Here is a 26,032-nt window from a genome sequence, read left to right as displayed (position 1 = left end):
TCCTTCATCTTTGACAGGTGCTCTGTTAGCCGCGTCGCACCTTGGCGATGGCGGCCTTCAGTTCGTCCAGGTCCACCGCGCCCGGAATGACGTAGCGCCCGTCGAACACGAAGGTCGGCGTGCCCTCCAGATGGATGGAGGTGGCCAGGGTGGAATTGGCCCGCAGGGTCGATGCGACGGCCGAGCCCGCCATGTCGGTCGCCAGGCGGTCGGGGTCCAGCCCGGCCTGCGCCGCCAGCGTGCGGATGCGCGCCGCGTCGGGCTTCTGGCTGTCGGCCATGATCGCGCGCTGCATGCGGAAATAGGCGTCCTGTCCCCCCTGGAGGGCCGCCGCGGCGATGGCCTGCGCGGTCAGCAGGCTGGCCGGCCCCAGCACGGCGACCACCTTTTCCACGATGCGGACATCGGGGTCGTCATGGACCAGCCGGTCCAGGTCCGGCAGCACCTTGCGGCAATAGGGGCAGCGCGGATCATAGAATTCCACGATCGTCATGCGGGCGTGGGGGGCGCCCAGGATCGCATCGGTCGGCGCGGGGGTGCCCAGGGCGGCGCGGTTGGCGGCCAGCGCGTCGCGGGTCGTGGCCTGTTCCTGCGCCTCGGCCCCCGCGCGCAGGGCGGCGATGGCGTCGGTCAGGATGGTGGGATCGGTCTTCAGCGCGTCGCGGACGATCGCGACGATCTCCTTGCGCTGGTCGGCGGTGAACGTGCCGCCGTCCCCGGCGCGCGCACCCGTCGTGCTCAAGCCCAGCAGGATCGCGGCCGCGACACCCGACAGGGCCGCGCGGCGGCGCGCGGCCCGGCGGGCAGGGGGGCGGACAGGGGCGAAATACGGCAAGGGCGTGCTCCGGCAGTCGGTTCCTGGATGGTCCGCCGTCTGTAGAGCAGAACGCCCCGACGCGGAAGGGTGCGGCGGATGCGGATGTCGCGTGTTGCCGATGGCCCGGAAGACCGCTAATTCCCGAAGGCCCGGTGGTTCGCGTCGGGGTGGTCGTGTCTGTGGTCGTGTCCGGGATCGACGGTGGTTATGGAGAATTTGTGCGTGCGTGAACGTCCCCTGTATCCCCCGTTTCGTCGATATGGGGCCCGGTTGCTGTCGACCGCCCTGGCGGTCGCACTGGGCGGGTGCTCCTCCACACCGGTCAGAATGGTCAGCCACGAACTGTTCGGTTTCGGCGGCGCGGGCGCCGGCAAGACGTCGCCTTACCTGACCGGCTATATCGGCAACGTGGTCGCGGACGAACCGCAGGCGGCCATGGCGGCGCGCGATGTTCTGGCACGGGGCGGCAATGCCGGCGATGCGGCGACGGCCCTGGGGCTGGCGCTGGCGGTGACGCTGCCCTCGCGCGCGTCGCTTGGCGGCGGCGGGGCCTGCCTGGCCTGGCGGCCCGGCGACAGCGACGGCGGCCGGGCGTTCGTGTTCATGCCGGCTGCCGGCGCGACGACGCCGGAGGGCGGCGCGCCGGTGGACCGGCCGGCGGCGGTGCCGATGCTGGCGCGCGGGCTGTACCTGATGCACCTGCGCTATGGCAGCGTCGATTTCAACGAAACGATCACGCCGGCGCTGCAACTGGCGCGCGGCGGGGCCACGGTCAGCCGCGCGCTGGCCGGCGACCTGGCCGCCGTGCAGCAGCCCCTGCTGGCCGATGCGGGCGCGCGTGCGTTGTTCAGCCGCAACGATGGCACGGTGCTGGCCGAAGGCGACAGCCTGGTCCAGTCCCGGCTGGCCGGCGTGCTGGAGCAGATGCGTGCCATGGGTGTGGGCGATCTGTACAACGGGGCGCTGGCGGCGTCGTTCGTCGCCGGCAGCCAGGGTGCGGGGGGCGGCCTGATGGCGGCCGACCTGCGCGGTGCGCTTCCGTCCGAGACGATGCCGCTGACGGTGCGCGTGGACCGCATGACCGTGTCCTTCCTGCCCCCGCCGGCCGATGGCGGACTGGGCAGCGCCATGGCGTTCCGCGCCCTGTCCGACGGCGGGCAGGGCGGGACCGTGGGGCAGCAGGCGGTGGCGGCATGGCGCGCGCGCGCGACCGGAACCCGGAAGGCCGGGGACCTGGTGGCGCAGGCGCAGGCGATGGTCGATTCCGGCACCGTGTCGGGCGGCGGAATGCTGCCGCATCTGCCGGCCTCGACATCCTTCGCGGTGGTCGACCGGCATGGCGGGGCCGTGGCGTGCAGCCTGACGATGGACAATCTGTTCGGCACCGGCCGCGTGGCCGGCAGCACCGGCATCGTGATGGCGGCGTCGCCGCAGCGGCTGCCGCCCCCGCTGCTGACCGCCGCGATCGCAAGCCAGGGCGAAACCTTCCGCGCGGTGGCGACGGGATCGGGGCAGAACGACGCCGCCGACGCCGTGGCGACGGAACTGCGGCAGGTTCTGGCGGGACAGAAGCCCGGCGAACGGCCGGTGACGGCCGAGGGACGGATCAATGCGATCTCCTGCCCGGCCGGCCTGCCGGGGGGCGAGGGCAGTTGCGTCGGCGCGTCGGACGTGCGCGCGGCGGGGCTGGCGGTCGGGTCGGATTAAACCCCCGGCCGGCAAGGGGGTCGCTTGTGGGCGATCATGTTTTGTTCTAGTCTTGGCGAACAGGGATTCGCGTCATGCGGCCCCGGTGCCGATCCTGGAGGCGAGCCCAGGCGGGCGGAGCGGGCAGGACCTGGGTATTTCATGATAGTGGAGCGGGGTTAAGGGCGATGGCGCAGGCACCGGGCATTGACAAGAGCAAGGCGCTGGAAGGCGCGCTCAGCCAGATCGAGCGGGCATTCGGCAAGGGGTCCGTGATGCGCCTGGGCCAGCGCGCCAACGAGGCGGTGGATGTCATTTCCACCGGCTCGCTGGGTCTGGATATCGCGCTGGGAATCGGCGGCCTGCCGCGTGGCCGTATCGTCGAGATCTACGGTCCCGAAAGCTCGGGCAAGACGACGCTGGCGCTGCATGCGATCGCCGAGGCCCAGAAGAAGGGCGGCGTGTGCGCCTTCATCGACGCCGAGCACGCGCTGGACCCCGGCTATGCCCGCAAGCTGGGGGTCGATGTCGACAACCTGCTGATCAGCCAGCCCGACGCGGGCGAGCAGGCGCTGGAAATCGCGGATACGCTGGTGCGGTCGGGCGCGATCGACGTGCTGGTGGTGGACAGCGTCGCGGCCCTGGTGCCCCGGGCGGAACTGGAAGGCGACATGGGCGACAGCCATGTCGGCCTGCATGCCCGGCTGATGAGCCAGGCGCTGCGCAAGCTGACGGGCACGGTGTCGCGCTCCAACACCATGATGATCTTCCTGAACCAGATCCGGTTGAAGATCGGCGTGATGTTCGGCAGCCCCGAGACGACGACGGGCGGCAACGCGCTGAAGTTCTATGCCTCGGTGCGGATGGATATCCGCCGGATCGGGCAGATCAAGGACAAGGACGAGGTCGTGGGCAACCAGACCCGCGTGAAGGTCGTCAAGAACAAGATGGCCCCCCCCTTCCGCCAGGTCGAATTCGACATCGTGTATGGCGAAGGGATCAGCAAGATGGGCGAACTGATCGATCTGGGCGTCAAGGCAGGCATTGTCGAGAAATCGGGGGCCTGGTTTTCCTATGACAGCCAGCGGATCGGGCAGGGGCGGGAGAATTCCAAGCAATATCTGCGCGAACATCCCGAAATGGCGGCCGATATCGAACGGCGGGTCCGCGAACAGGCTGGCGTAGTGGCCGAAGCGATGCTGGTATCCCCCGGTGAACAGGATCTTGCCGAAATCGAATAACCGAAACGGCCCGCCTTTCGGTGTGATGCTGATGCTGCTGGCCGGCCTGGCGGCGTGTACGGTGAAGCGGCCGGAAGGGGATTCGATCGACGTTCCGCCGACCGGCCTGTTCAGCGGCGCCCCACGGCCGGATGCGACTCCGCCCGGAAAGGCCGGGGCCGCCCGGCCGGGCCGGCCGGACAATGCGGGCGACCTGGCCGCCCGGCAGCCCGACTATCGTCCGCTGCCCGATGCCCCGGGCATGCAGATGATCTCCTCGGGCTTCGATTCCAACGCGTCCGACGATGACGCGGAGAAGGAAGACGGCAAGCATTACGTGATCCCGGATACGCAGGTCAGCTACGGCGCGCACGGCACCCGGCAGGGGCAGCCGGCCGCTGGCCAGTAGGGCGCGCGGAGTCACGTCTGTGTCAGGGTGCGGGCAGGATACTGGATCACTCCGGGCGATGGTGTTACGCCGCGCGGAATTGCGGCGAAACGATGGTCTATCCGAAGGAAACGGGTCCATGGCGGGTTACATCAGGCAAGGCGGCCTCTGTCCGGTCCGGGCATAGGGAATGACATCCTCTTCCTCGCGCCGGGGGCGGTCGGTGCGGCCGGTCGCGGCGTTCCGCGAAAGCGATACCCCTCTGCCCTACCTGGCCTTCTCGCGTTCCGAATGGGCGGCGCTGCGTGCCAACGTGCCCCTGTCCCTGTCCGAGGACGAGATCGCGGGCCTGCGCGGCCGTAACGAACCGGTGTCGCTGGCCGATATCACCGAAATCTACCTGCCGCTGTCGCGCCTGCTGAACCTGTACGTCATGGCGTCGCGCAGCCTGAACAGCATGGTGGAAAGCGCCTTTCTGGGCTGTCCGAGCATTTCCGTCCCCTTCGTCATCGGCATTGCCGGCAGCGTCGGCGTGGGCAAGAGCACGTTCGCCCGCCTGCTGCAGGCCGTGCTGTCGCGCTGGCCCGATCATCCGCGCGTGGATCTGGTGACGACCGACGGGTTCCTGCTGCCCACCCGGGTGCTGGAAGAGCGCGATCTGATGCAGCGCAAGGGCTTTCCCGAAAGCTATGACCTGCGGCGGATGATCGGCTTCCTGGCGGCGCTGAAGGCCGGAGAGCGGCACCTGGACGTGCCGTTCTATTCGCATGACGCCTACGATATCGTGCCCGACCGGTTCCAGACGGTGGATCGTCCGGACATCCTGATCTTCGAAGGGCTGAACGTGCTGCAGACCGGCAGCGACCGGTCGGCGGTGGCGTCGGATTTCTTCGATTTTTCGATCTATCTCGATGCCGCGACGGCGGATATCGAATCGTGGTACGTGGAACGCTTCCTGCTGCTGCAGCGTACCGCGTTCCGCAAGCCGACATCCTATTTCCACCACTACGCCGACCTTCCGCGCGACAAGGCCGAGGAGATGGCGCGGCAGATCTGGGGCCGGATCAACCTGCCCAACCTGCAGGCCAACATCCTGCCGACGCGCGAGCGCGCGCGGCTGGTCGTGCGCAAGGAACGGTCCCACGCCGTCGGCGAGGTTCGCCTGCGCCACATCTGATGGCGCAGGGCTTATAACGGCGCAGGACTGAAGGGCGCGGTCCGGACGGATCAGCGCTGGCGTTCGATGTCGGCGCCCCCGCCGGGCAGGGGCGTGTCCCCCTTCACCGCCAGGGTGGTGCCGTCCCAGGACAGGGTGCGCAGCATGCGGTCCATGACGCCCTGGACCAGGATCGACGTCCCGTCCGGCGCGAAGACCAGCCCCTGTGGCCAGAGCGTGCCCGGCGCCTGCGCCAGTTGCGTCAGATGGCCGCCGGACAGTGAAAACACGGTGACGATCCCGCGATCATGATAGTGCGGCGAGGTCGGAACGACGGCCGACCCGTTCTGCGACACGACGGCGACGAACCGTCCGTCGCTGGAAATGTCCAGCCCCTCGGGCGCGTTGGGAACCACGACGCGCTGGATTTCGCGGATCGGCGCGGCCGTCAGGTCCAGGACCGACAGCGCGCCGGGCAATCCCTCGCCATGGCCCAGGATGCCCATGACGGCGTAATGCCCGTCCCCGGTCAGGCGGATATTCCATGGTCCCGGCCCGATCTCCAGCGGATGCGGATCGACCGTGACCCGATCCCCGTCCAGATGCAGGACGAAGACCCGGTCGCCCTTCCACAGGCTGACCAGCGCGCGCCGTCCGTCCGGGGTGATCGCCAGCCCACCCGGGAATCCGGCGGCCCCCGGCAGGGTGATCACCGTGCGGTCGCTCAGCCGGCGCCCGTCGAAGCGGAACCATGTCACCACGCCGCCGGCGCCATTGGCGACCAGCACATGCTTCTGGTCCGGCGTGATGCGCAGCGTGGTGGCGCCGGGGGCGGACGTGACCTGCTGGACCACGCGCGGCCTGTCGCCGGACAGGTCGATGACGCTGATCCGGTCATCCAGGACGATCCTGTCCCGGGCCGGGTCCGCCTTGCTGGCGGAAGACACCAGCGCGGTCCGGCCATCCGGCGTCAGGACCAGAGCGGTGGGCGGCCCCACGACGCTGACGGGCACGGCAACGCTGGCGCGCACGGTCCACAGCCCGTCCGCCCCCCGGTCCAGGACGGACAGCGTATCGGGCTTCAACGGTTTCGGCAGGACCTGCACGCCGTTTCGCAGGATGGAATGGGCATCATTGGCCGAAAGCACGGTCTGTGCCTGTGCCGCCGGGGCGATCATCAGCGACAGGCACAAAAGGGACAGCAATCCAAAACGCATCGAACACCTTGGGATTTATTTATTTCGCTTATCCCATGGATAACAGCTTTTCTAAAATGTCCGCCAACCGGCGGCGATACGCATGCGGATCATTCTCCCGCGCAATGCGTCCGATCGCACCGTCGCGCACCGTACGCCACAATCCGGCATCCTCGTACAGCGCCATGATCGCATCGGCAAAGCATTGCGGGTCGTCCGATCCGCCGCACAGGATATCCGTGCCCACATCCCAGCCGACCTGCCGGCACAGTACCGTGCTGGCTACCACCGGCAGGCCATGGGCGGCTGCCTCGTGAACCTTGTAGGGCAGGCCGCCGGCGAAGCGGGTGGGGGCGACGAACACACGGTGCCGGTCATAGAGCGGCCGCGGATCATCGACCGCGCCCAGGAAGGTGACGCGCCCATGGCCGGCCAGGGCGCTGAAATGAACCGACGGATCGACATGGCCCGCGATCGTCAGATGCATCTCCGCCGGCATGCGCGGCATGACCTGCGTGATGAACCACGCGATGCTGTCGTAATTGGGGGACTCCATGTCGTGCAGGGCGCCCAAAAACAGGATGCCGCTCCGCTCCGCCCAGCCCGAGGGCGTGGGGGCCGGTTCCAGCATGTGCCCCAGCACGGCGACATTGTCGTAACCGGCCGATCGCACCAGTGCTGCGTCATGGTCGCTGACTGCCACGATCTGCTGGCAGAAATAGGCGCAGGCCAGTTCGTCGCGCACCGCCTGATCCAGTTTCGGCGGGGATGCCAGGCCCAGCACCCGCGCGCGCTCCGCCGTCCGGGGGGCGGCGATGCACTCGGTGTCCAGGATGAAGCCCTCGACCGGCAGGGCGGCCGGTGACGCGGCCAGGATCGGCAGGATCTGCGCCAGATTATGGGTCCGGCCCACCCAGACCAGATCGTAATATCCCGGCCGTTCGCGGATCAGGTCGGCCAGCATGCCGATATGGCGGTCATGCAGGATTTCCACGCTGTCGGGCAGGGCGCCGTAGATGTCCAGCAGGGGCGTGTCAGTCATCAGGATCGGAAAGATGGTGACCTGATAATCCATTTCCACCATCAGGCGCACGATGTCGTTGGACCGTGCATAGCCCGCGCCATGGCGGCGGATCGGCGGCCGGTCCTCGATATACAGGATGCGTCGCCGGGCGCCGCGGGGCGAGCGCGCGAAGATGGCGTTCCCTGCGGCGCGGGGCTGGCAATAGCGCAGGATATCGCGATGCCTGTCGCTGAAGACGCGATGATTGCGATGCATCAGGACACGGGAATGATCGGTGTCGGACGATCCGTATTCCAGATGCCGCACCATGACCGACGGATCGTAGACGACCCGGTACCCGGCCTTGCGCATCCGCACGCACAGATCGACTTCCTCGTAATAGGCCGGGGAAAAGGCCGGATCGAAACCGTCAAGCTGATGCAGCAACCCGGTCCGCGCCAGCAGGAACGCGCCGGAACAGTAATCGGCCTCGCGCACGAAGTTCGCCTCGGGCGTCGCGGGATCGCGGTCGCGCAGATAGCCGCTGGTGGTGCCGTCCCGCCACAGGATCGACCCCGCTTCCTGAAGAATGCCGTTGCTGCGGACAATCTTCGCACCGACCGCCCCGATGTCGGGCGCGGCATGCAGTCGGCGCAGCGCCCGCGCGATGGCTCCGTACTCCACGATCAGGTCGTTGTTCAGGTACAATGTGCAGGGTGCCGTCACCATCCGCAGCGCCGCGTTGCAGGCCTCGATATAGCCGACATTGCGCGCGAAGCGGATGATTCGGGCACCCGCGACGTACCGCTCCAGATGCCGCGTCTCGTCATGTGATCCGGAATCGGCAATGATGACCTGCATGTTTCCGGGCCATCCGGTGCGCAGCGCGGCCAGGGCCTGCATCGTCAGGCTGAACCGGTTGTGCGCGACCATCACCACGGCCAGGTCGGCCGGCCCGTCCGGCGTGAAATCGATCGGTTCGTGCGCGTGCAGCAGCAGCATATCCTCGGCCGCCTGCCGGAAGGCGTCGCGGGATATCGCCTCGTCGATGCGTGGCGGGGCCGGCGCGATGCGCAGGTCGGCCGGTACGGCCAGCCAGAAACGGAACGGGTCCGGTTCCAGGCGCATTTCCGGGTTCGTCCGCGCCAGCCGGTCGCGAAAGGCGCGCAGGTCGACATCCGGGTGGGGGCGCCGCCATTCCCGCAGGCCGAATTCCAGAAAATGCTCGTATCCCGTGCGGAAGGTGCCGTTCCGCAGCGCGCTGTCCACGTCTTCGTAAAAAACACGGTAGTAATCTTCGGAAAACCAGGGCGTCGCACAGAAGCGGGTCGGGGTCGGATTGGCCAGGTAGTGATGCAGCGCGCAGGAATAGGCACCGGCGGCGATCAGCGCGGCGACTTCAGGATAGGTCTTCAGATACCAGATCGCGTCGAAACACGGCGACAGCGACAGGGTCGGTGCCACGTGGGGCAGGGACGCCGCCACCTGCCGGAACCTGCCGGACGGGTCGAACAGCCATTGCCCCCGCAGGCCGGATGGGTCGCCGACTTCCAGGTAATGGTCGTAAAGGTTGCGGTACCCCCGTATCGCCAGGCCTTCGGGCGACAGGTCGGGGTGCGCCCTGCGATACAGGCCGGAATCGAACAGCCAGTGCGGAGAACGATCGGCAAAACCGGTGGTCAGATAATGGACGAATCCGTTCTGGACCACGCCGTCCGCGATCAGTCGCGCAATGTCGGGATGGGCCGTGCGATACCATGCCTCGTCGAAGAACGGGTTGGGGGAATGGCCCAGCCCGATGCCGAAATCCCGGAAATAGGCCACGACGTCGTCGCAGCCCAGGAAGACCATCTGCTCGGCGACGAAGGGATAGGCCGCCCGATACCAGTCCGGGTCGAACCGGTACCAGGCCGGCTGGTGCCCGGGATCGGCCGCCGCGTCCCGCCGCAGCGCGCGGGCCCGCGCGGCATGGATGTCGTCCTGCGTGCAGGACGCGTGGCCGGCCAGCGCCAGCAGCGGCTCGATCACCGACGGCGCCACACGCATGGTCGCGATCGGCACGGCGTGCCGCGCCTGCTCGCCCGAACTGGTCCCGATGTCCAGCAGGAAGGCGTCCACCCGGTACGTAATGGTCAATCCCGCGTCATGGCCCAGGCAGGATGCGAAGGCCCCGACGGTGCGTTCGATCGCCGGGGCGTCCGCACCGTTGCTCAGCAGAAGGCAGGCGATATCCAGCAGCAGTCCGACGACCGTGTCGCCGGGCGGGGTGGGCATGGGCTCGGCGTGGGAAAGGATGGTCGGGCCCTCCGTGGCGGCGCATTTCGGGTCTATCGGCAGGTGCTTAATGTTTGGTTATCCCGGTCCTTGCGATAGCGTGCCGGATCGGCAAGACGGGGGAGTGCATGATTCGTGTCATCGGCCTGATGAGCGGTACGTCGCTGGACGGCGTGGACGCCGCCGGCGTGGAAACGGATGGCGTGACCGTTCGGGCCGCGGGGCCGGCGGCGACCGTTCCCTTCCCACCGTCCCTGCGCCGCCGCGTGCGCGATCTCTGCGACCGCGCGCCGGGACTGCCGGCGGATGATCCGGACCTGCGCGCGGTGGAACGCGACCTGACCCTGCTGCATGCCCAGGCGGTGCGGGCCCTGGACTGGCCGGCGCAGTTGATCGGGTTCCATGGCCAGACGATCCTGCACCGGCCCGAGGAGGCAAGGACATGGCAGATCGGGGACGCGGCGCTGCTGGCGGCGGAAACCGGGCTGCCGGTGGTGTATGATTTCCGCAGCGCCGACATGGCGGCGGGCGGCGAGGGCGCGCCGCTGGTTCCGGTCTTCCATCAGGCCCTGGCGCACGGGATGGACCACCCGGTGGCCGTGCTCAATATCGGCGGGGTAGCGAACGTGTCGCTGATCGGCCCGCATGGCCGGCTGGTCGCCTGCGACACCGGGCCGGGAAACGCGCTGCTGGACGACTGGGCCATGCGCCATACCGGCGTGCCCTGTGACCGTGACGGCGCGCTGGCCCGTGCCGGGCGGCCCGACCCGGACGTGCTGGCCGAACTGATGAGCGATCCGTTCTTCCTGCGCGGCGCCCCGAAATCGCTGGACCGTCTGTCCTTCCATCGCGGGATGGAGGTGCTGGAGCGCCTGTCCGCCGCCGATGGCGCGGCGACGCTGGCGGCGTTCACGGTGCGCGCGGTCGCCGCCCTGAAGCTGCCGTTCCAGCCCCGCCGCTGGCTGGTCTGCGGCGGCGGCCGCCATAATCCGGTGCTGATGGAGGGGCTGCGCGACAGCCTGCCCGCCGCCGTCGACCCGGTCGAGGCCGCAGGCTGGAACGGCGACGCGCTGGAGGCCCAGTGTTTCGGTTTCCTGGCCATGCGCAGCCTGCGCGGCCTGCCCCTGTCCTTTCCGGACACGACGGGCGCCACCCGGCCGGTCACGGGCGGCCGGCTGGAAACGCATGGCGTGCCCGATGCGGTTGTCCGCGCCGTCGCCGCGTCCGGGATAACGGGATGAGCAGTATTCCGACCTCGTCATCCGGGGTGATCCGCCTGATCGCGTGCGCCGCGGGCATGGTGGTCGCCAACATCTATTACGCCCAGCCGCTGATCGCGCTGATCGGTCCGGATATCGGCCTGGCGCCGGCGTGGCTGGGCAGCATCGTGATGCTGACGCAGCTCGGTTACGGTTGCGGGATGATCGGGCTGGTGTCCCTGGCCGACATCGTGGAAAACCGGCTTCTGGTCCTGGCGGCGCTGGCCGGCCTGTGCGTCACCCTGCTGGCCTCCGCCCTGGCGTCCTCGGCCGCCCTGTTCCTGGCCATGGACTTCGCCATGGGGGTGTTCGCCACCGCGACGCAGGTCCTGGTGCCCCTGGCGTCCCATCTTTCCGCACCCGAGGATCGGGGCCGGGTGGTCGGCACGGTCATGGGCGGGCTGATCGGCGGGATCATGCTGGCGCGCCCCGTCGCCAGCCTGCTGGCCGCGCATTTCGGCTGGCACGCGATCTTCCTGGCATCATGCGGGCTGATGCTGGCGCTGATGGCGGCCCTGGCGTGGAAGCTGCCCCGCCGCCAGCCGGTGCATGACGGGCTGACCTACCTGCATATCCTGGGCTCGCTGGGCGGCATCCTGGCCGGCACGCCGTTGCTGCGGCGGCGCGCTTTCTATCAGGGGGCGGCGTTCGCGGCATTCAACATCTTCTGGACGGCGGTGCCGCTGCTGCTGGCCGCCGCCCCCTTCCGGCTGGGCCAGACGGGGATCGCCCTGTTCGCGCTGGCCGGGGCGGGCGGCGCACTGGCCGCGCCCGTCGCGGGCCGGCTGGCCGACCGGGGGCTGACCAACCAGGCCACCACCGGGGCCATGCTGACGATCGCCGGCGCCTACGGCCTGGGACTGGTGGCGGTGGCATGGCACGCGGTGGTGCTGCTGGCGGTGGCGGCGATCCTGCTGGATGCGGGCGTGCAGACCAACCAGGTGATCAGCATGCGGGCGATCTACATGCTGCGGCCCGACATACGGGGGCGGCTGAACGCGCTGTTCATGACCATCGTGTTCCTGTGCGGCGCTACCGGATCGGTGACGGCGGCGGTGCTGTTCCACCATTCCGGGTGGAATGCGGTCACGCTGGCGGGGGTGGTGCTGGCGCTGGTGGCGCTGACCCGCCAGGTCCTGGCCGGCGAAACGTTTCGCCGGCCAGGATAGTCACGCGGCGGATCGGTTCAGGCCTGCGCCCTGGCGGCGATCAGGTCGCGATAGACGGCCAGATAGTCCTCGGCCATGCGGCGGGCGGTGAAGCGTTCCTCGAATCGCTGGCGGATGCGGGTGGAATTCATCTCCGGCAGGCGGGCGCAGGCGGCGATGGCCTGCTGCTCGTCGTCCACGATCAGGCCGGTCAGCCCGTCTTCCAGCACCTCCGGCACCGATCCGCGGCGGAAGGCGACGACCGGCGTGCCGCAGGCCATGGCCTCGATCATCACCAGGCCGAACGGTTCGGGCCAGTCGATCGGCATCAGCAGGGCCTTGGCGCCGGACAGGAATCCGGGCTTCTGCTGGTCGTTGATCTCGCCGATCAGCTCGACGCCGTCGCCCAGCATCGGCAGGATCTCGCGATCGAAATACTCGACATCCACCTTGTCGATCTTGGCGGCGATCTTCAGCTTCACGCCCAGCGCGCGGGCGATGCGGATTGCCTTGTCTACGCCTTTTTCCGGGCAGATCCTGCCCAGGAAGGCAAGGTAGTCGCGCGGCCCGGGCTGCGGCGTCAGCAGGTTCGCCGGCAGGCCGTGCAGCACGGTGCGCACGTAATGGGCCTGGGGCAGGGGCAGGCGCTGGTTATCGGAAATCGACACGATCGGCACGTTCGGGAACGCGTTGAAGACCGGCTGCAGCTCCATCAGGTCCAGCCGGCCATGCATGGTGGTCAGCATCGGCGTCTTCTGGCGGCTGAAATGGGTGAAGGGCCAGTAATCCATATGGAAATGCAGGATATCGAACTGATCCGCCGCACGGGCGACCTGTTCCATCATCAGCATGTGCGGCGCGATCGGGTCGCGAATCGCGGGGTCCAGGCGCAACGCCTGCGGCCAGCAGGCGTTCAGGCGGGCGGAAGTCACGCTGTCGCCGCTGGCGAACAGCGTCACGTCGTGGCCCATGGCCGTCAGTTCTTCCGTCAGGAAGGACACGACGCGCTCGGTCCCGCCATAGAGCTTGGGTGGCACGGCTTCATGGAGTGGCGCGATCTGGGCGATACGCATGGGGCAGTTCACTTCTTTCTTCCGCTTGAGGAAACAGGGGATGCTAGCGTGCGGGAGCCTAGCGTGCGACCGGGAAACGGCAAATCCATGGCATCGGCCCGGGACACTGATCCGGGTTACTGGTAAACGGAACGGGAGCAACCACGTTCCGTAACGAAGGGTGGCCGTAATGATAAGGTGGCCATAACGGCGGGTCGCCGGTCAGGAGAACCTTTCTTTCCTCCCCCTGATCCGGATAGATAAACAGTTCAGGGCGCAGGACTTTCCGGACGCCATGACGACCGGAGCGGCCGGCAGTAGAGAGGGCAGCCGATTTTGGCGAGTGATACCGAGACCACCATTCCCGACGACCAACTGGTCCGCTACCTGGGGCGGCCGCTCTCCTTTATCTTCCGCTATATGCGGCGCCATGCGGTTCAGCATGTCGTGATCTTCCTTTCGGTCGCGGTCGCGGTCGCCTGCACGGTCGGCGCCACATACGCCACCCGCTTCCTTGTCGATACCATGACCGCGCACGGCGCGGGAGAGATGGCGGCCGTCTGGCGCGCGGTCGCGATCCTGGTCGTGGTGATCGCCTTCGACAACCTCTCGTGGCGGGTCGCCGGCTGGTTCGCGACCTATGCCTTCGTCGAGATGACGGGGGACGTGCGGCGCGACCTGTTCCGGTACCTGACCGGGCATTCCGCGTCCTATTTCGCCGACCGGATGCCCGGTGCCATGGCATCGCGGATTTCCACGTCCGCCATGTCGCTGTTCACGCTGGAAAACCTGGCGGCGTGGAACGTGCTGCCGCCCTGCCTGAACGTGGCGCTGTCGATCGGGCTGCTGCTGACGATCAGCCCGCTGATGGCCGGGGTGATCGTGGCCCTGTCGGGCGGGCTGTGCCTCCTGATGTTCCGCATGGCGGCGGGCGGGCGCGGCCTGCACCAGCATTACGCGGCCGAGGCCTCGCGCGTGGATGGCGAGATGCTGGACATCATCAACAACGTCTCGCTCGTGCGCTCGTTCGGCATGACGCATTACGAGCGCCTGCGCCTGGCCGACGTGATGCGCCAGGAAATGGGCGCCCGGGGCCGGTCGCTGCGCTACATGGAAAAGCTGCGGCTGGTCCATGCGGTGCTGACGGCGGTCCTGACCGCCGGCCTGCTGGCCTGGGTGGTGCTGCTGTGGCAGATGGGGCGCGCGACCATCGGCGACGTGGTGATGGTGGCCAACCTGGGCTTCATGATCCTGCACGGCACGCGCGACCTGGCCGTGGCGCTGGTCGAAACCATCCAGCACATCGCCCGGCTGGACGAGGCGCTGTCGGCCATCCTGGTCCGGCACGAAATGGTCGATTCCCCCGATGCGCGCGGCTTCACCGGCACCTCGCGCGGCGAGGTCGCGTTTCGCGACGTCACCTTCGCCTATCCGGGCGCCCGGCCGGTCCTGTCGCATTTCAACCTGGAAATCGCCGCCGGATCGCGCGTGGGCCTGGTGGGGCGGTCCGGTTCGGGCAAGAGCACGATCCTGGCCCTGATCCAGCGGCTGCGTTACGTCCAGGGTGGCGCGATCGAGATCGACGGAATCGACATCCGCGACCTGGACGAGCCCAGCCTGCGGGCCTGCATGTCGGTGGTGCCGCAGGACGTGTCGATGTTGCGCCGGTCGGTGCTGGAAAATATCCGCTACGGCAAGCCCGACGCGACGGATGACGAGGTCCTGGCCGCCGCCGCCGCCGCTGGATGCCGCGACTTCATCGACGCGATGCCGGAAGGATTCCAGACCGAGGTCGGGGATCGCGGGGTCAAGCTCTCGGGCGGCCAGCGCCAGCGCATCGCGATCGCGCGCGCCTTCCTGCGCAATGCGCCGATCCTGATCCTGGACGAGGCCACCAGCGCCCTGGACAGCGAGAGCGAACAGCACGTGCAGGCGGCCCTGGACCGGCTGAAGGTCGGCCGTACCGTGATCGCGGTGGCCCATCGCCTGTCCACGCTGCGCGATTTCGACCGCATCGTGGTGATGGACCAGGGGCGGATCGTGCAGGACGGCCCCGTCGCGCTGCTGGAGCGCAGCGTGGGCCCGTATCGCGATTTCCTGGAGCGTCAGTCGATGACCGTGGAAGGCGCGGTATAAGGCATGACGAGCGACGGCGGGCGCAAGATGCTGGGCATCGACGCCTACAATCATATCCGCACCGGGCTGATCCGCAGCCGCTACCGCGTGGGTCAGCGGCTGGTGCTGCGTCCCCTGGCGGCCGAACTGGGCCTGAGTCCCACCCCGGTCCGCGAAGCGCTGCTGCGTCTCGTGTCCGAACAGGCGCTGGAACTGAACGATCGCAATACGGCGGTGGTGCCCGAGATCACGCCCGCCAGCTTTCGGGAAATCCATACGCTGCGGGTCGATCTGGAAAGCCGGCTGGTCCAGGCGGCGGCGCTGCGCGCCACGTCCGCCGAACTGGACGCGCTTGCCGAACTGGATGACGATTTCCAGGAGGCCTGCACCCGTCACGACGATGCCCGGATGGCGGCCAGCAACGCCGATTTCCACGCCATGCTGGCCGCGATCGCGGACCTGCCGCTGACGGCGAATATCCTGCGCAGCCTGTGGGCCCGGATCGGCCCGCTCTACGCGCTGGCACGGACCGGTCCGCCCACCCGGCCGCCCGGTGTCCCGCACCCGCATGACGAATTGCTGCGCGCATTGCGCGCCCGCGACCCCATCGCGGCCAGCCTCGCCCTGGTCCATGACGCGGAATATGCGCGCACCTGGATCGAGCCCCTGATGCCTTTCTAGGAGGCGGCTTCAAAAGTCTCCGAGCCTGGGGGCGCCTATTTGATGGCGGCCGCCGCCTGCGGCGCCGCGCGGGCCTTCAGCTCCGGGACCTCGATGTCGATTTCCAGCATCGAGACCCCGGCACCGCGATCCATCTTGATCTGGACCTTGTCCTGATCGACGGTGATATGCCGCGTAATGACGGCCAGGATCTCTTCCTGCAGCTTCGCGATCAGCTCCGACTGGCCTTCGCCGGCGGAGCGTTCGTGGGCCAGCAGGATCTGCAGGCGGTCGCGTGCGACAGGGGCGGAAGTCTTGCGTCCGAACAGGGATGCCAGAAGGCTCATGCCACACTCCGCTTGAACAGCCAGTCGAACAGGCCCTTGCGCTCGGTCGGCACGCTGATGTCCAGCTTCTCGCCCTCCAGGCGGCGCACCGCCTCGAAATAGGCGCGGGCCGGGGCGCTGGTCGGATTGGATAACGTGACCGGGGTGCCGAGGTTCGATGCGCGCAGCACCTCCTCGCTTTCCGGTACGATGCCCAGAAGCGGAATCGACAGGATTTCCAGCACGTCCTCGGTGCGCAGCATCTCGCCCCGCGCGGCGCGGGCCGGGTCGTAGCGCGTCAGCAGCAGGTGCTTGTCGACCTTCTCGCCCCGCTTGGCGCGCTCGGTCGTGCTGTCCAGCATGCCGATGATGCGGTCGCTGTCGCGGACTGACGAGACCTCGGGGTTGGTCACCACCACGGCCTGGTCGGCATGATACATGGCAAGCTGCGCGCCGCGCTCGATGCCGGCCGGGCTGTCGCAGATCACCCAGTCGAATTTCTCGCGCAGTTCGTCCATCACGCGGGCCACGCCCTCGGGCGTCAGCGCATCCTTGTCGCGGGTCTGCGACGCCGGCAGGATCGACAGCGTTTCGACCCGCTTGTCGCGAATCAGCGCCTGCGCCAGCTTGGCATCGCCCTGGACCACGTTGATCAGGTCGAACACTACCCGGCGCTCGGCGCCCATCACCAGGTCCAGGTTCCGCAGCCCGACGTCGAAATCGACGACGACGACGTTTTTCCCCGTCTGGGCCAGTGCCGCGCCGAGGGCGGCGGTGGAAGTCGTCTTGCCGACGCCGCCCTTTCCCGATGTGACAACCAGCACCTTGGCCATACGCGTGTTCCTCTGTCCGGATTCGCCATTCTGCGGCGTCATGTTTGCGGGACTCTAGTGGCGGAGATATGGCGAGGGCAACGGGGAAAGCGGCCCTTCAATGCAATGGCCGGACGACAAGGGTGCCGTCTTCCAGCAGGGCCTGCGCCGGCTGGCCGCTCAGGGCGGGATCGATCTCCTCGGCGATCATGTAATAGCCGTCGATCGCCAGCAGTTCCGCCTTCATCGCGGTGGCGAAGATCCGCGCCCCCGGCTGGCCGCCCATCCCCGCGATCGCGCGCCCGCGCAGCGTTCCATAGACATGGACCGACCCGCCGGCGGAAATCTCGGCGCCCGAGGCCACCGACCCGATGACGATCACGTCTCCGTCATGATGCAGGACCGACTGGCCGGAGCGTACCGGCCGCTCGACGATCAGCGACGCGGCCGGCGCGGTGGCGGATGCGGCCTCGCCGCCATCCGTTTCCTCGGGCAGGGCGACGGTGCCCGAGGCCCGGCCGCCCTCGAATCCCTGCGGCCAGTCCCAGCCGGCCAGGGCGGGCCAGGCGGAATCCCCCCCTTCGATCCCGATGATCCGCACCCCGCGTTCCAGCAGGGCGGGGTACAGGTCGGCCAGGCCCTCGGCTTCGCCCGACAGCAGGCCGAGGTCCAGAATGATCGGCTTGCCGACGAAGAAGGACGGCGAGCGCGCGATCTGTGCGTCCAGCCCCCGCAGCCAGTCATCCAGCCCGGCCTCGGGCGACAGCACAAGCGCCAGGAAGGAACGGCCGCGGGCTCGGATACGGGGAGGCGGTCGGAAATCGTCGGACAAGGGCGTCACGGACCTTCGGTCTGCGAATGATGGAGGCCCATTCCAGCTACCGTGAGAATCCCGCCCTGTCGAGCGATCGGTGGACCGACCGTGCGAATTCCCGGGCGTGTTTCAGGCAGGCGACATCATCGCGGGCCTTGGCGAAGCGTGGGGCGATGCAATAAAGCGGAGGGATGCGCATCCTCTATCATCTTCCGCTCTCGCCCTTCTGCCGCAAGGTCCGTCTTGTGCTGGGCGAAAAGCGCCTGCCGTTCGAACTGATGATGGAGCGGGTATGGGAGCGCCGTCCCGAATTCCTGGCCGCGAATCCGGCGGCAACCGTGCCGCTGCTGGTCGAGGAGAACGGGCTGGCGATTCCCAATTCGGCCGTCATCTGCGAATATCTGGAAGAAGCCTATCCCGACACGCCGCTGCTGGGCCGTACCCTGGCCGAACGGGTCGAGGTGCGGCGTCTCGTGACCTGGTTCGACGAGAAATTCGCCGCCGAGGTGACGGAGAACCTGCTGCATGAGAAGGTGATGAAGCGGATTTCCGGGCGCGGCAATCCCGACGGCAACGCCCTGCGGGCCGGATATGCCAACATCCGCTATCACCTGTCCTATATCGACTGGCTGGCGGAAACGCGGAAATGGCTGGCGGGGCCGACCCTGTCGCTGGCCGATTTCGCGGCGGCGGCGCACCTGTCCTGCCTCGATTTCATCAATGACGTGGACTGGTCCAAGGCCCCGGCGGCCAAGGACTGGTATGCCCGGATCAAGTCCCGTCCCTGTTTCCGGTCGCTGCTGAACGACCGGGTGACGGGAATCGTGCCGCCCGACCATTACGCGGATCTCGATTTCTGATCCGTTCATGTCCTTAGCCATGGATTTCGACGTCATCGTCCTGGGGGCCGGCGCGGCGGGGCTGATGGCCGCGCTGGCGGCCGGCCAGCGCGGCCGCCGGGTGGCCGTGCTGGACCACGCCGCCGAAGCCGGGCGCAAGATCCTGATTTCCGGCGGCGGACGCTGCAATTTCACCAACCTGGACACCGATGCCGGGCGGTTCCTGTCGGGCAACCCGCATTTCGCCAAGTCGGCGCTGGCCCGGTTCGGTCCCGCCGACATCCTGGCGATGATCGAGCGGCACGGAATCGCCTGGCACGAAAAGACGCTGGGGCAGTTGTTCTGCGACGGATCGGCGCGCGCCGTGGTTGCCATGCTGCTGGCGGAATGCGACGCGGGCGGGGTGGATATCCGCCTGTCGCACCGCATCACCGATGTCGTGGGGGGCGACGGTTTCAGCGTTGCGACCGATCACGGCACGTTCCGCGCGCCCGCGCTGGTGCTGGCGACCGGCGGGCTGTCGATTCCCAAAATGGGGGCCACGGGCCTGTCGCACGCCATCGCCCGGCAGTTCGGCCTGCGGGTCACGCCCACCCTGCCGGCGCTGGTCCCGCTGACGATCGACGCCGCCACCCCCGGGTGGGTGCCCGACCTGGCCGGGGTGTCGCTGGATGTCGTCGCGCGGTGCGGGACCACCCGCTTCCGCGAGGCGATGCTGTTTACCCATCGCGGCCTGTCGGGACCGGCGATCCTGCAGGTTTCGTCCTATTGGGATTCGGGGCGCGAGATCTGCCTGGACCTGATGCCGGGGCGTGATGCGGCCGAAGCCCTGCGGGCGGCCAAGCGGCAGCGCCCGCGCGTCGAGGGGCGGACGATGCTGTCCGGCTTCCTGCCGCAGCGGCTTGCGCAGGCCATGGCGATGCACCATCTGCCCGACGGGCCGGTCGGCGACATGCCGGACGCGGTGCTGAACCGGCTGGGTCAGCATCTGGGACGCTGGTGCCTGGTGCCCGCGGGAACCGAGGGCTTCGCCAAGGCCGAGGTCACGCGGGGCGGCATCGACACGCGCGACCTGTCGTCGCGCACCATGGAGGCACGGTCGGTCCCCGGCCTGTACGCGGTCGGCGAGGCCGTGGACGTGACGGGCTGGCTGGGCGGCTATAATTTTCAATGGGCCTGGGCCAGCGGCCACGCGGCGGGACGTGCCATCGCCGAAGGCGGCTGATCCCGGTCGGGAGGCAGATATCATGACGGCAAATGAAACGCGGCGCATCGCGCTGGTCACCGGCGCGGTGCGCGGAATCGGGCTGGAAACCGCACGCCAACTGGCGCGGCAGGGGATTCACGTCCTGGTCGCCGGCCGCAGGCAGGAGCAGGCGGATGGCGTGGCCGACCGGCTGCGCGGCGAGGGCCTGTCGGCCGAGGGCGTGGTGCTGGACATCGACAACCCGGCGCAGCTGACCGCGCTGCGCGATTACATCGCCACGACCTACGGGCGTCTGGACATCCTGGTGAACAATGCGGGTGTCCTGCTGGACCGGGGGGCGGACGGGGCGGCCCCGCCGCCGTCGGCGACGCCGGACAAGACGTTGCGGGACACGTTCGAGATCAACCTGTTCGCGACCGTGCAGGTGACGCAGACGCTGCTGCCGCTGGTCCTGAAATCGCCGGCCGGGCGGATCGTCAACCTGTCCAGCATCCTTGCGTCACTGGGCGCGCACAGCGATCCGGCCTCGCCGATCTACGGCAAGCTGACCTTCGCCTATGATGCGTCCAAGACGGCGCTGAACGCCTTTACCGTGCACCTGGCGCACGAGCTGAAGGACACGGCGGTCAAGGTCAATTCCGCCCATCCGGGTTGGGTGCGCACCGACATGGGCGGGCAGGACGCGCCGCTGGACGTGGCCCAGGGCGCACTGACCAGCGTGCGGCTGGCGACCCTGCCCGATGACGGCCCGACCGGCGGCTTCTTTCACATGGATCACGCGCTGCCCTGGTGAGGCATTTCCACTCGGCGCCATGCCCGTGGTATCCGGCGGGCCGGGGCACTCTGCGACAGGGATGGACGCGACGGCATGGCGGGCAGGCGGGATGACCACGGTGACGGAGATCTGTTCGGCGGTCCGGCGTCCCCCGTGCAGGGCACGTCGGGGCAGGGGGCGTCCGGTTCCGGCGGGCGCCGGGGGCGGGCCGCGCCGCCGCGCACGCAGCCCCTGGCCGACCGGCTGCGCCCCGAATCGCTGGACGATGTGGTGGGGCAGGACCACCTGCTGGGCCCCGACGGCGCGCTGCGGCGCATGCTCGATCGGGGATCGCTGGCCAGCCTGATCCTGTGGGGCGGCCCCGGGGTCGGCAAGACGACCATCGCCCGCCTGCTGGCCGACGCGGCAGGGCTGCGTTTCGTGCAGCTTTCGGCGGTGTTTTCGGGCGTGGCCGACCTGAAGCGCGCGTTCGACGATGCCCGGCGCCTGGGCGAAGCCGGGCAGGGGACGCTGCTGTTCGTGGACGAAATCCACCGCTTCAACCGCGCCCAGCAGGATGGTTTCCTGCCGGTGGTCGAGGACGGGACGGTGGTCCTGGTGGGTGCCACCACCGAAAACCCATCCTTCGCGCTGAACGGCGCGCTGCTGTCGCGCTGCCAGGTGATGGTGCTGCGCCGGCTGGACGATCCGGCGCTGGAACGCCTGCTCTGCCGGGCGGAGGAGGCAACCGGTCGCGCGCTGCCCCTGACGCCGGACGGGCGCGCCACCCTGCGTGCCATGGCCGATGGTGACGGGCGCTACCTGCTGAACATGGTCGAACAGGTTCTGGCGGTTCGCACGGACCAGCCGATGGACGCGCACGGCCTGTCCGGCCTGCTGGCCCGGCGCGCGGTGCTGTACGACAAGGACCGCGAGGAGCATTACAACCTGATCTCGGCGCTGCATAAATCCCTGCGTGGCTCCGATACCGATGCGGCCCTGTACTGGTTCGCCCGCATGCTCGAAGGCGGCGAGGACCCGCGCTACATCGCCCGGCGGCTGACCCGCTTCGCGGCCGAGGACGTGGGCATGGCCGATCCGCAGGCCCTGCCGCTGGCTATCGCGGCGTGGGAGACGTACGAACGTCTGGGCTCGCCCGAGGGGGAACTGGCCCTGGCGCAACTGGTGGTCCATCTGGGCACCGCACCGAAGTCGAATGCCGTCTACACGGCGTACAAGGCCGCGCGGCGCCTGGCGAAATCGACCGGCAGCCTGATGCCGCCGGCCCATATCCTGAACGCGCCGACCAACCTGATGAAGGATTTGGGATACGGTCGCGGCTACGATTCCGAATACGCGGATGTCTACGCGGATGCCGATCCGGGGGCGGGACAGCGGACCGCCGCGCGCGATCACTTCCCCGACGGGATGGGCCCGCAGCAGCTCTATCGGCCGTTCGATCGCGGGTTCGAGCGCGAAATCGGGAAACGTCTGGAATACTGGGCGCGGCTGCGCGCGGGCGGCAAGGGCCAATAGCGCGCCGTCTTGCCCGGTTTCTTCTTACGCGTGCGACTTGCTGCCGGTTACCAGCACGGTTTTTTCCATGTCGATCATCCGCGCCTCGGCCTTGACCTCGGTTTCGTCAGCGGGGGCGCAGAGATATTCCATCGCGGCGAGCCACGCATCATGCTGCAGCAGGACTTCGGCGATGATATCGGCGGCGATGGGGAATTCGGTTATCAGTTCGTCAACGATGACCTTGATGACAACCGGGTCGCGTGCCTCGATTTCCGTCAGCACCCGGGGACGATACCCGCCAGGGAAGACAGAATTGAAAATTCGATGCATACGTACCTCCAGCTTTCAGTGCGCGGGTGAACGGAGCGTATCGTGGAATGATGCCGGAAATTTTTACCAAAAGACTAATGCGGCCCGAACGAGACGGAAGAATCTTGTCGCCCTGAATAGTGAGTCTCTCATAAAAAAAGGCGAGGGACACAAATATTATCGATTGAGTATCGAATATATTTATCTTCGGGAAAGTTGCCCCTGGGTCTGATTAAATTTCACGGCAAAGAAACGCGACCGGGCAGAACGTTCTGAACGGAATGTGTATGGTCGGCAGAGTAGAATTGTTTCCCAGTGTCAAATCAGCAACATCCTATTGTCTACGTATATAACAGGTGGGGATATCTCTTTTCCTTGATCTGTATCAATCGGAAGAGCCTGTTTGAAAATGTGGGCTGGCGAGCGAAAGCGGCCCGAAGGTCGCGCCCGTCGTGTGTTTTCGAGCACTGAAGCGGAGTGGCCTTATGAGCCATGAGCATCGGAGCGCTGGATCGGCGACATGAAGGCCGTCGCGCGGGTGGTGTTCGAGCCGACTGGCCCGTATCACCGGCTGCTGAAGGAACGTCTGGCCCCCTTGAGCGTGCCAACGATCAAGGTCAACCCGCGGCAGCCTGATGCGAGACCGGACGGCAACGATCAATCGCCTCAAAAGCCTGACGATCGATTTACTGAAACGCCATGGCCGGCATCGTTTGCGGCAGATCGAAGTGCAGATCGCCTCTCTCGATGCCGCCATCGCGGCATTGGTGGCAGAAAATCCGCACTTGTCTCGGCGCCGGGACGTGCTGGCCGGCCTCGCCCCGATCACCCGCCCGTCCGGAACATGGCGGGGAAGAAGTGTCATTCAGGGCGGCAGGGCTGCCCTCCGGCAGGCACGCTACATGCCAGCCATCGTCGCCATGCGCTTCAACCCCTATCTCAGGCGGGTCTATGACCGACTGACCACCATCGGAAAACACGCCAAAGTCGCCATTGCCGCCGTCATGCGAAAACTTATCGTGCCCGCCAACGCACGGGTACGGGATTACCGCCTCTGGACGCCAAAAGCCGCTTGACCACAACGGATACTCTCAGGCGAGCCGTGTGAAATAATACCAGATTGAACTGGGTTTCATTCAAATGAATTTAACAATAAATTTTTAATGAAACTTATTTTGGCGCAAAATTTTTTTCAAATTCAAACCGCCTATTGATATCGCCATATACGTACCGTTAATAAAATAAATGTGTTGTTTTTTTAGACGAGTGGATGAAACTGGCTTGTGCGGGAAGCAGAAATGAAACATTCCGCTTCGTCATCCCTTTTGATGCGGGATCTTTCCACGCCAGGCCCTACCGTTGGCCCGTCGGACAAGGGCGAACGGATCTTCGAACTGTTCCGGGACGACCCGGAATTGATGCTGGTCGCCGTCGTCGATGAAGGCGGCGCGCCGATCGGGCTGGTGGAACGGCAGGCCTTTTTCGCCAAGGTTTCGGGGCAGTTCGGGCACGCGCTGTTCGCCGGGCGCCCCGTGGCCCTGCTTATGGACGACAGGCCCGTGATCGTGGATGCCGCGGTCTCGTCGACGGATTTCACGTCCATGACGATCACGGCGCAGTCGTCGGACGTGCTGCGCGGCTACATCGTCGTTGCCGGGGGGCGGTATCTGGGCACGGGAACGGCCCTGGACCTGATCAATGCCTCGCATTCCAATGCGGTCGCGTCCGCCGCGAACCTGCATGAAACGGCCGAGGAATTGCGCAAGGCGAACAGGAAGATCCTGCGCGACAAGCTGTTCATGGATACGATCGTCGAAAATATCCCCTCGGCCCTCGTGGTCAGGTCGGTGCGCGACGACCGGCTGGTCCTGATCAACCGCGCGGCCGAACTGATGACCGGCCGCGAGCGGAGCGAACTGGTCGAGCACACCGCCGCCGACGCCTTCACCGAAACCGAGATCGGCCACGCCCTGGTGCATCCCGAGGGCACGCGGCGGGAGGGCGTTTCCGAGAGCCTGCTGCGCAACCGCGCGGGGGACATGCGCGCGGTCGCGACGCGCTACGTCACGATCGCGGACGAACGCGGCGACGCGCGCTGGGAACTGTGCGTGGCCGATGACGTCACCGAACGGCGGCAGGCCCGCCAGCAGGTCGAACGGCTGGCGCATTACGACCCGCTGACCGGACTGGCCAACCGCGCCCTGTTCGGTGCGCGGCTCGACGGCGTGTGCGTGGCGGGGCACGAGGCCATCCTATTGTGCATCGACCTGGATTATTTCAAGACGGTCAACGACCTCTACGGTCACGCGGCGGGCGATGCCCTGCTTCGCCTGGTGGCCGACCGCTTGCGGGCCTGCAGCCGTCCCGACGACCTGATCGCGCGCCTGGGCGGCGACGAATTCGCCATCATCTGGCCCAACGTGCCGGAAAAGGAGGAACTCGCCCATCGCGCGGGTGAAATCGTCGAGACGATCAGCCGGCCCTACGTCATCGACGGCCAGCACGTCGCGATCGGCGCCAGCATCGGATCGGCATCCTATCCGGCGGATGCGGGTTCATCCGATCTGCTGCGGCAACATGCCGATATCGCGCTGTACAAGGCCAAGGCGCTGGGGCGGAACTGCTTTCATTCGTTCGATGCCGGCCTCAGCTACGAAATGCGCAACAAGGCCCGGCTGGGCGACGAGCTGCGCGCGGCCATCGGAAGCAGCCAGATCTGCCTGCATTTCCAGCCGCTTTACACCATGCCCGACAACCAGATCGCCGCCTGCGAGGCCCTGGTGCGCTGGAACCACCCCGTACGCGGGATGATCCCGCCGGATCAGTTCATCGGCCTGGCCGAGGAAAACGGCCTGATCCACGAACTGGGCGAGTGGGTCCTGCGTGCCGCGTGCCGCGAGGCCGTCTGCTGGCCGCCGCACGTCAAGGTCGCCGTCAATGTTTCGCCGGTCCAGTTCCGCAATTCCCGGTTCATGGCCATCGTGCAGTCGGCCCTGATGGAAGCGGGCCTCGTGCCCCACCGGCTGGAAGTCGAGATCACGGAAAATATCTTCGTGCAGAACAGCGCGGTCAACCGCGACATCCTGCGACAGCTCGCCGACATGGGATGCAGCGTCGTCCTGGACGATTTCGGAACCGGCTATTCCGCCCTCAGCTACCTGCGGCTGTTCTCGTTCCAGAAAATCAAGATCGATCGTTCCTTCGTCAAGGAATTGCCGGAAAAGAGCGCATCGGGCATCATCCAGGCCATTGTCAGCCTGGCCCAGAGCATGGACATTCCCACCACCGCCGAGGGCGTGGAAACCCAGGAACAGTGGGCGAGGCTGCACGCCATGGGATGCAGCGAGGCGCAGGGTTTCCTGCTGGGGCGGCCCGAACCGGTCGCCGCCATCCGCGAGCGCCTCGGCGTCAGGGACGTCGTCATGTCCTGACGGATGACCGGCGATTCGCGGGTGAAATCGCGCAACCGCTGGACAGTT

At 67.4% G+C, this 26,032-nt stretch carries 22 protein-coding genes; 14 read left to right on the top strand and 8 right to left on the bottom strand.

Annotated elements, in window-relative coordinates; genetic code table 11:
- Positions 1 to 25: 25 nt before the first annotated feature.
- Positions 26 to 835, bottom strand: a complete 810-nt coding sequence (locus GDI_RS10970) for a DsbA family protein (protein ID WP_012226186.1) — start codon at positions 833 to 835, stop codon at positions 26 to 28.
- Positions 836 to 1,039: 204 nt separating this feature from the next.
- Here GDI_RS10970 and GDI_RS10965 point away from each other — a divergent pair, with 204 nt between their 5' ends.
- From GDI_RS10965 to coaA, 4 genes are all read left to right on the top strand, one after another.
- On the top strand, positions 1,040 to 2,524 hold the full coding sequence (locus GDI_RS10965; protein ID WP_050935134.1) for a gamma-glutamyltransferase: 1,485 nt from the start codon (positions 1,040 to 1,042) through the stop codon (positions 2,522 to 2,524).
- Positions 2,525 to 2,691: 167 nt separating this feature from the next.
- The gene (recA, locus tag GDI_RS10960) at positions 2,692 to 3,744 is read left to right on the top strand and encodes a recombinase RecA (protein WP_012553172.1); all 1,053 of its coding nucleotides are present in this window, start codon (positions 2,692 to 2,694) and stop codon (positions 3,742 to 3,744) included.
- Entirely contained in the window at positions 3,728 to 4,132 is a 405-nt protein-coding gene (locus GDI_RS10955) for a hypothetical protein (protein WP_231854093.1), read from the top strand. Before recA ends, GDI_RS10955 begins: the two co-directional genes overlap by 17 nt.
- Positions 4,133 to 4,301: 169 nt before the next feature.
- Positions 4,302 to 5,288 (top strand): type I pantothenate kinase, encoded by a 987-nt coding sequence (gene coaA, locus GDI_RS10950; protein WP_012553170.1) that lies wholly within the window; start codon positions 4,302 to 4,304, stop codon positions 5,286 to 5,288.
- Positions 5,289 to 5,338: 50 nt separating this feature from the next.
- On the opposite strand, the gene GDI_RS10945 is transcribed toward coaA, so the two are convergent.
- Entirely contained in the window at positions 5,339 to 6,472 is a 1,134-nt protein-coding gene (locus GDI_RS10945; protein WP_231854092.1) for a lactonase family protein, read from the bottom strand.
- A gap of 40 nt (positions 6,473 to 6,512) precedes the next feature.
- The gene (locus tag GDI_RS10940) at positions 6,513 to 9,740 is read right to left on the bottom strand and encodes a glycosyltransferase (protein ID WP_012226177.1); all 3,228 of its coding nucleotides are present in this window, start codon (positions 9,738 to 9,740) and stop codon (positions 6,513 to 6,515) included.
- Between the two features lie 128 nt (positions 9,741 to 9,868).
- Here GDI_RS10940 and GDI_RS10935 point away from each other — a divergent pair, with 128 nt between their 5' ends.
- On the top strand, positions 9,869 to 10,981 hold the full coding sequence (locus GDI_RS10935) for an anhydro-N-acetylmuramic acid kinase (RefSeq protein WP_041249401.1): 1,113 nt from the start codon (positions 9,869 to 9,871) through the stop codon (positions 10,979 to 10,981).
- Positions 10,978 to 12,168, top strand: coding sequence for an MFS transporter (locus tag GDI_RS10930; protein ID WP_012226175.1), 1,191 nt, complete (start codon positions 10,978 to 10,980; stop codon positions 12,166 to 12,168). The genes GDI_RS10935 and GDI_RS10930 overlap by 4 nt, the downstream gene beginning before the upstream one ends.
- A gap of 17 nt (positions 12,169 to 12,185) precedes the next feature.
- Here GDI_RS10930 and GDI_RS10925 read toward each other — a convergent pair whose 3' ends face one another.
- The gene (locus GDI_RS10925) at positions 12,186 to 13,220 is read right to left on the bottom strand and encodes a glycosyltransferase family 4 protein (protein WP_012226174.1); all 1,035 of its coding nucleotides are present in this window, start codon (positions 13,218 to 13,220) and stop codon (positions 12,186 to 12,188) included.
- Positions 13,221 to 13,535: 315 nt separating this feature from the next.
- Between GDI_RS10925 and GDI_RS10920 the strand changes: the two genes are divergently transcribed.
- Both GDI_RS10920 and GDI_RS10915 read left to right on the top strand, forming a co-directional pair.
- The gene (locus GDI_RS10920) at positions 13,536 to 15,335 is read left to right on the top strand and encodes an ABC transporter ATP-binding protein (protein ID WP_012226172.1); all 1,800 of its coding nucleotides are present in this window, start codon (positions 13,536 to 13,538) and stop codon (positions 15,333 to 15,335) included.
- A gap of 3 nt (positions 15,336 to 15,338) precedes the next feature.
- Positions 15,339 to 15,995: a GntR family transcriptional regulator gene (locus GDI_RS10915; protein WP_012226171.1), complete on the top strand. Its 657-nt coding sequence runs from the start codon at positions 15,339 to 15,341 to the stop codon at positions 15,993 to 15,995.
- Between the two features lie 35 nt (positions 15,996 to 16,030).
- On the opposite strand, the gene minE is transcribed toward GDI_RS10915, so the two are convergent.
- From minE to minC, 3 genes are all read right to left on the bottom strand, one after another.
- Complete coding sequence (gene minE / locus GDI_RS10910; RefSeq protein ID WP_012226170.1) at positions 16,031 to 16,321, bottom strand: cell division topological specificity factor MinE; 291 nt, start codon at positions 16,319 to 16,321, stop codon at positions 16,031 to 16,033.
- Positions 16,318 to 17,133 carry a septum site-determining protein MinD gene (gene minD / locus GDI_RS10905; protein ID WP_012226169.1) on the bottom strand — a complete coding sequence of 272 codons (816 nt, stop codon included), beginning with the start codon at positions 17,131 to 17,133 and terminating at the stop codon, positions 16,318 to 16,320. The genes minE and minD overlap by 4 nt, the downstream gene beginning before the upstream one ends.
- Positions 17,134 to 17,230: 97 nt before the next feature.
- The gene (gene minC, locus GDI_RS10900) at positions 17,231 to 17,944 is read right to left on the bottom strand and encodes a septum site-determining protein MinC (RefSeq protein ID WP_041249779.1); all 714 of its coding nucleotides are present in this window, start codon (positions 17,942 to 17,944) and stop codon (positions 17,231 to 17,233) included.
- A gap of 173 nt (positions 17,945 to 18,117) precedes the next feature.
- On the opposite strand from minC, the gene fzlA reads away from it, so the two are divergent.
- The 4 genes from fzlA to GDI_RS10880 all read left to right on the top strand — a co-directional run bounded on the left by fzlA (position 18,118) and on the right by GDI_RS10880 (position 22,262).
- Positions 18,118 to 18,786 carry an FtsZ-binding protein FzlA gene (fzlA, locus tag GDI_RS10895; RefSeq protein WP_012226166.1) on the top strand — a complete coding sequence of 223 codons (669 nt, stop codon included), beginning with the start codon at positions 18,118 to 18,120 and terminating at the stop codon, positions 18,784 to 18,786.
- Positions 18,787 to 18,793: 7 nt separating this feature from the next.
- Positions 18,794 to 19,990: a BaiN/RdsA family NAD(P)/FAD-dependent oxidoreductase gene (locus GDI_RS10890; protein WP_012226165.1), complete on the top strand. Its 1,197-nt coding sequence runs from the start codon at positions 18,794 to 18,796 to the stop codon at positions 19,988 to 19,990.
- Positions 19,991 to 20,012: 22 nt separating this feature from the next.
- Entirely contained in the window at positions 20,013 to 20,765 is a 753-nt protein-coding gene (locus GDI_RS10885) for an SDR family oxidoreductase (protein ID WP_041249400.1), read from the top strand.
- 75 nt (positions 20,766 to 20,840) lie between these two features.
- Entirely contained in the window at positions 20,841 to 22,262 is a 1,422-nt protein-coding gene (locus GDI_RS10880; RefSeq protein ID WP_012226163.1) for a replication-associated recombination protein A, read from the top strand.
- Positions 22,263 to 22,286: 24 nt separating this feature from the next.
- On the opposite strand, the gene GDI_RS10875 is transcribed toward GDI_RS10880, so the two are convergent.
- Entirely contained in the window at positions 22,287 to 22,526 is a 240-nt protein-coding gene (locus GDI_RS10875; RefSeq protein ID WP_144880121.1) for a hypothetical protein, read from the bottom strand.
- A 662-nt stretch (positions 22,527 to 23,188) separates the two neighbouring features.
- On the opposite strand from GDI_RS10875, the gene GDI_RS10870 reads away from it, so the two are divergent.
- Together GDI_RS10870 and GDI_RS10865 are read left to right on the top strand one after the other, a co-directional pair.
- Positions 23,189 to 23,629, top strand: coding sequence for a transposase (locus GDI_RS10870; protein ID WP_050935015.1), 441 nt, complete (start codon positions 23,189 to 23,191; stop codon positions 23,627 to 23,629).
- A 222-nt stretch (positions 23,630 to 23,851) separates the two neighbouring features.
- A complete protein-coding gene (locus GDI_RS10865; protein ID WP_012553158.1) occupies positions 23,852 to 25,984 on the top strand; it encodes an EAL domain-containing protein in 2,133 nt (710 codons plus the stop codon).
- The last annotated feature ends 48 nt before the right edge of the window (positions 25,985 to 26,032 follow it).

The sequence above is a fragment of the Gluconacetobacter diazotrophicus PA1 5 genome (assembly GCF_000067045.1).
Classification (GTDB): Bacteria; Pseudomonadota; Alphaproteobacteria; order Acetobacterales; family Acetobacteraceae; genus Gluconacetobacter; species Gluconacetobacter diazotrophicus.
Note: the sequence above shows the minus strand (reverse complement) of the source record. Positions and strands in the feature narration are given on the sequence as shown.

Coding starts and splice junctions, on each gene's coding strand:
- GDI_RS10880 (WP_012226163.1), top strand. CDS start 20,841: ATGGCGGGCAGGCGGGATGACCACGGTGACGGAGATCTGTTCGGCGGT.
- GDI_RS10940 (WP_012226177.1), bottom strand. CDS start 9,740: ATGCCCACCCCGCCCGGCGACACGGTCGTCGGACTGCTGCTGGATATC.
- minE (WP_012226170.1), bottom strand. CDS start 16,321: ATGAGCCTTCTGGCATCCCTGTTCGGACGCAAGACTTCCGCCCCTGTC.
- GDI_RS10930 (WP_012226175.1), top strand. CDS start 10,978: ATGAGCAGTATTCCGACCTCGTCATCCGGGGTGATCCGCCTGATCGCG.
- GDI_RS10870 (WP_050935015.1), top strand. CDS start 23,189: ATGCGAGACCGGACGGCAACGATCAATCGCCTCAAAAGCCTGACGATC.
- minD (WP_012226169.1), bottom strand. CDS start 17,133: ATGGCCAAGGTGCTGGTTGTCACATCGGGAAAGGGCGGCGTCGGCAAG.
- GDI_RS10890 (WP_012226165.1), top strand. CDS start 18,794: ATGTCCTTAGCCATGGATTTCGACGTCATCGTCCTGGGGGCCGGCGCG.
- coaA (WP_012553170.1), top strand. CDS start 4,302: ATGACATCCTCTTCCTCGCGCCGGGGGCGGTCGGTGCGGCCGGTCGCG.
- GDI_RS10885 (WP_041249400.1), top strand. CDS start 20,013: ATGACGGCAAATGAAACGCGGCGCATCGCGCTGGTCACCGGCGCGGTG.
- GDI_RS10915 (WP_012226171.1), top strand. CDS start 15,339: ATGACGAGCGACGGCGGGCGCAAGATGCTGGGCATCGACGCCTACAAT.
- GDI_RS10925 (WP_012226174.1), bottom strand. CDS start 13,220: ATGCGTATCGCCCAGATCGCGCCACTCCATGAAGCCGTGCCACCCAAG.
- fzlA (WP_012226166.1), top strand. CDS start 18,118: ATGCGCATCCTCTATCATCTTCCGCTCTCGCCCTTCTGCCGCAAGGTC.
- recA (WP_012553172.1), top strand. CDS start 2,692: ATGGCGCAGGCACCGGGCATTGACAAGAGCAAGGCGCTGGAAGGCGCG.
- GDI_RS10935 (WP_041249401.1), top strand. CDS start 9,869: ATGATTCGTGTCATCGGCCTGATGAGCGGTACGTCGCTGGACGGCGTG.
- GDI_RS10865 (WP_012553158.1), top strand. CDS start 23,852: ATGAAACATTCCGCTTCGTCATCCCTTTTGATGCGGGATCTTTCCACG.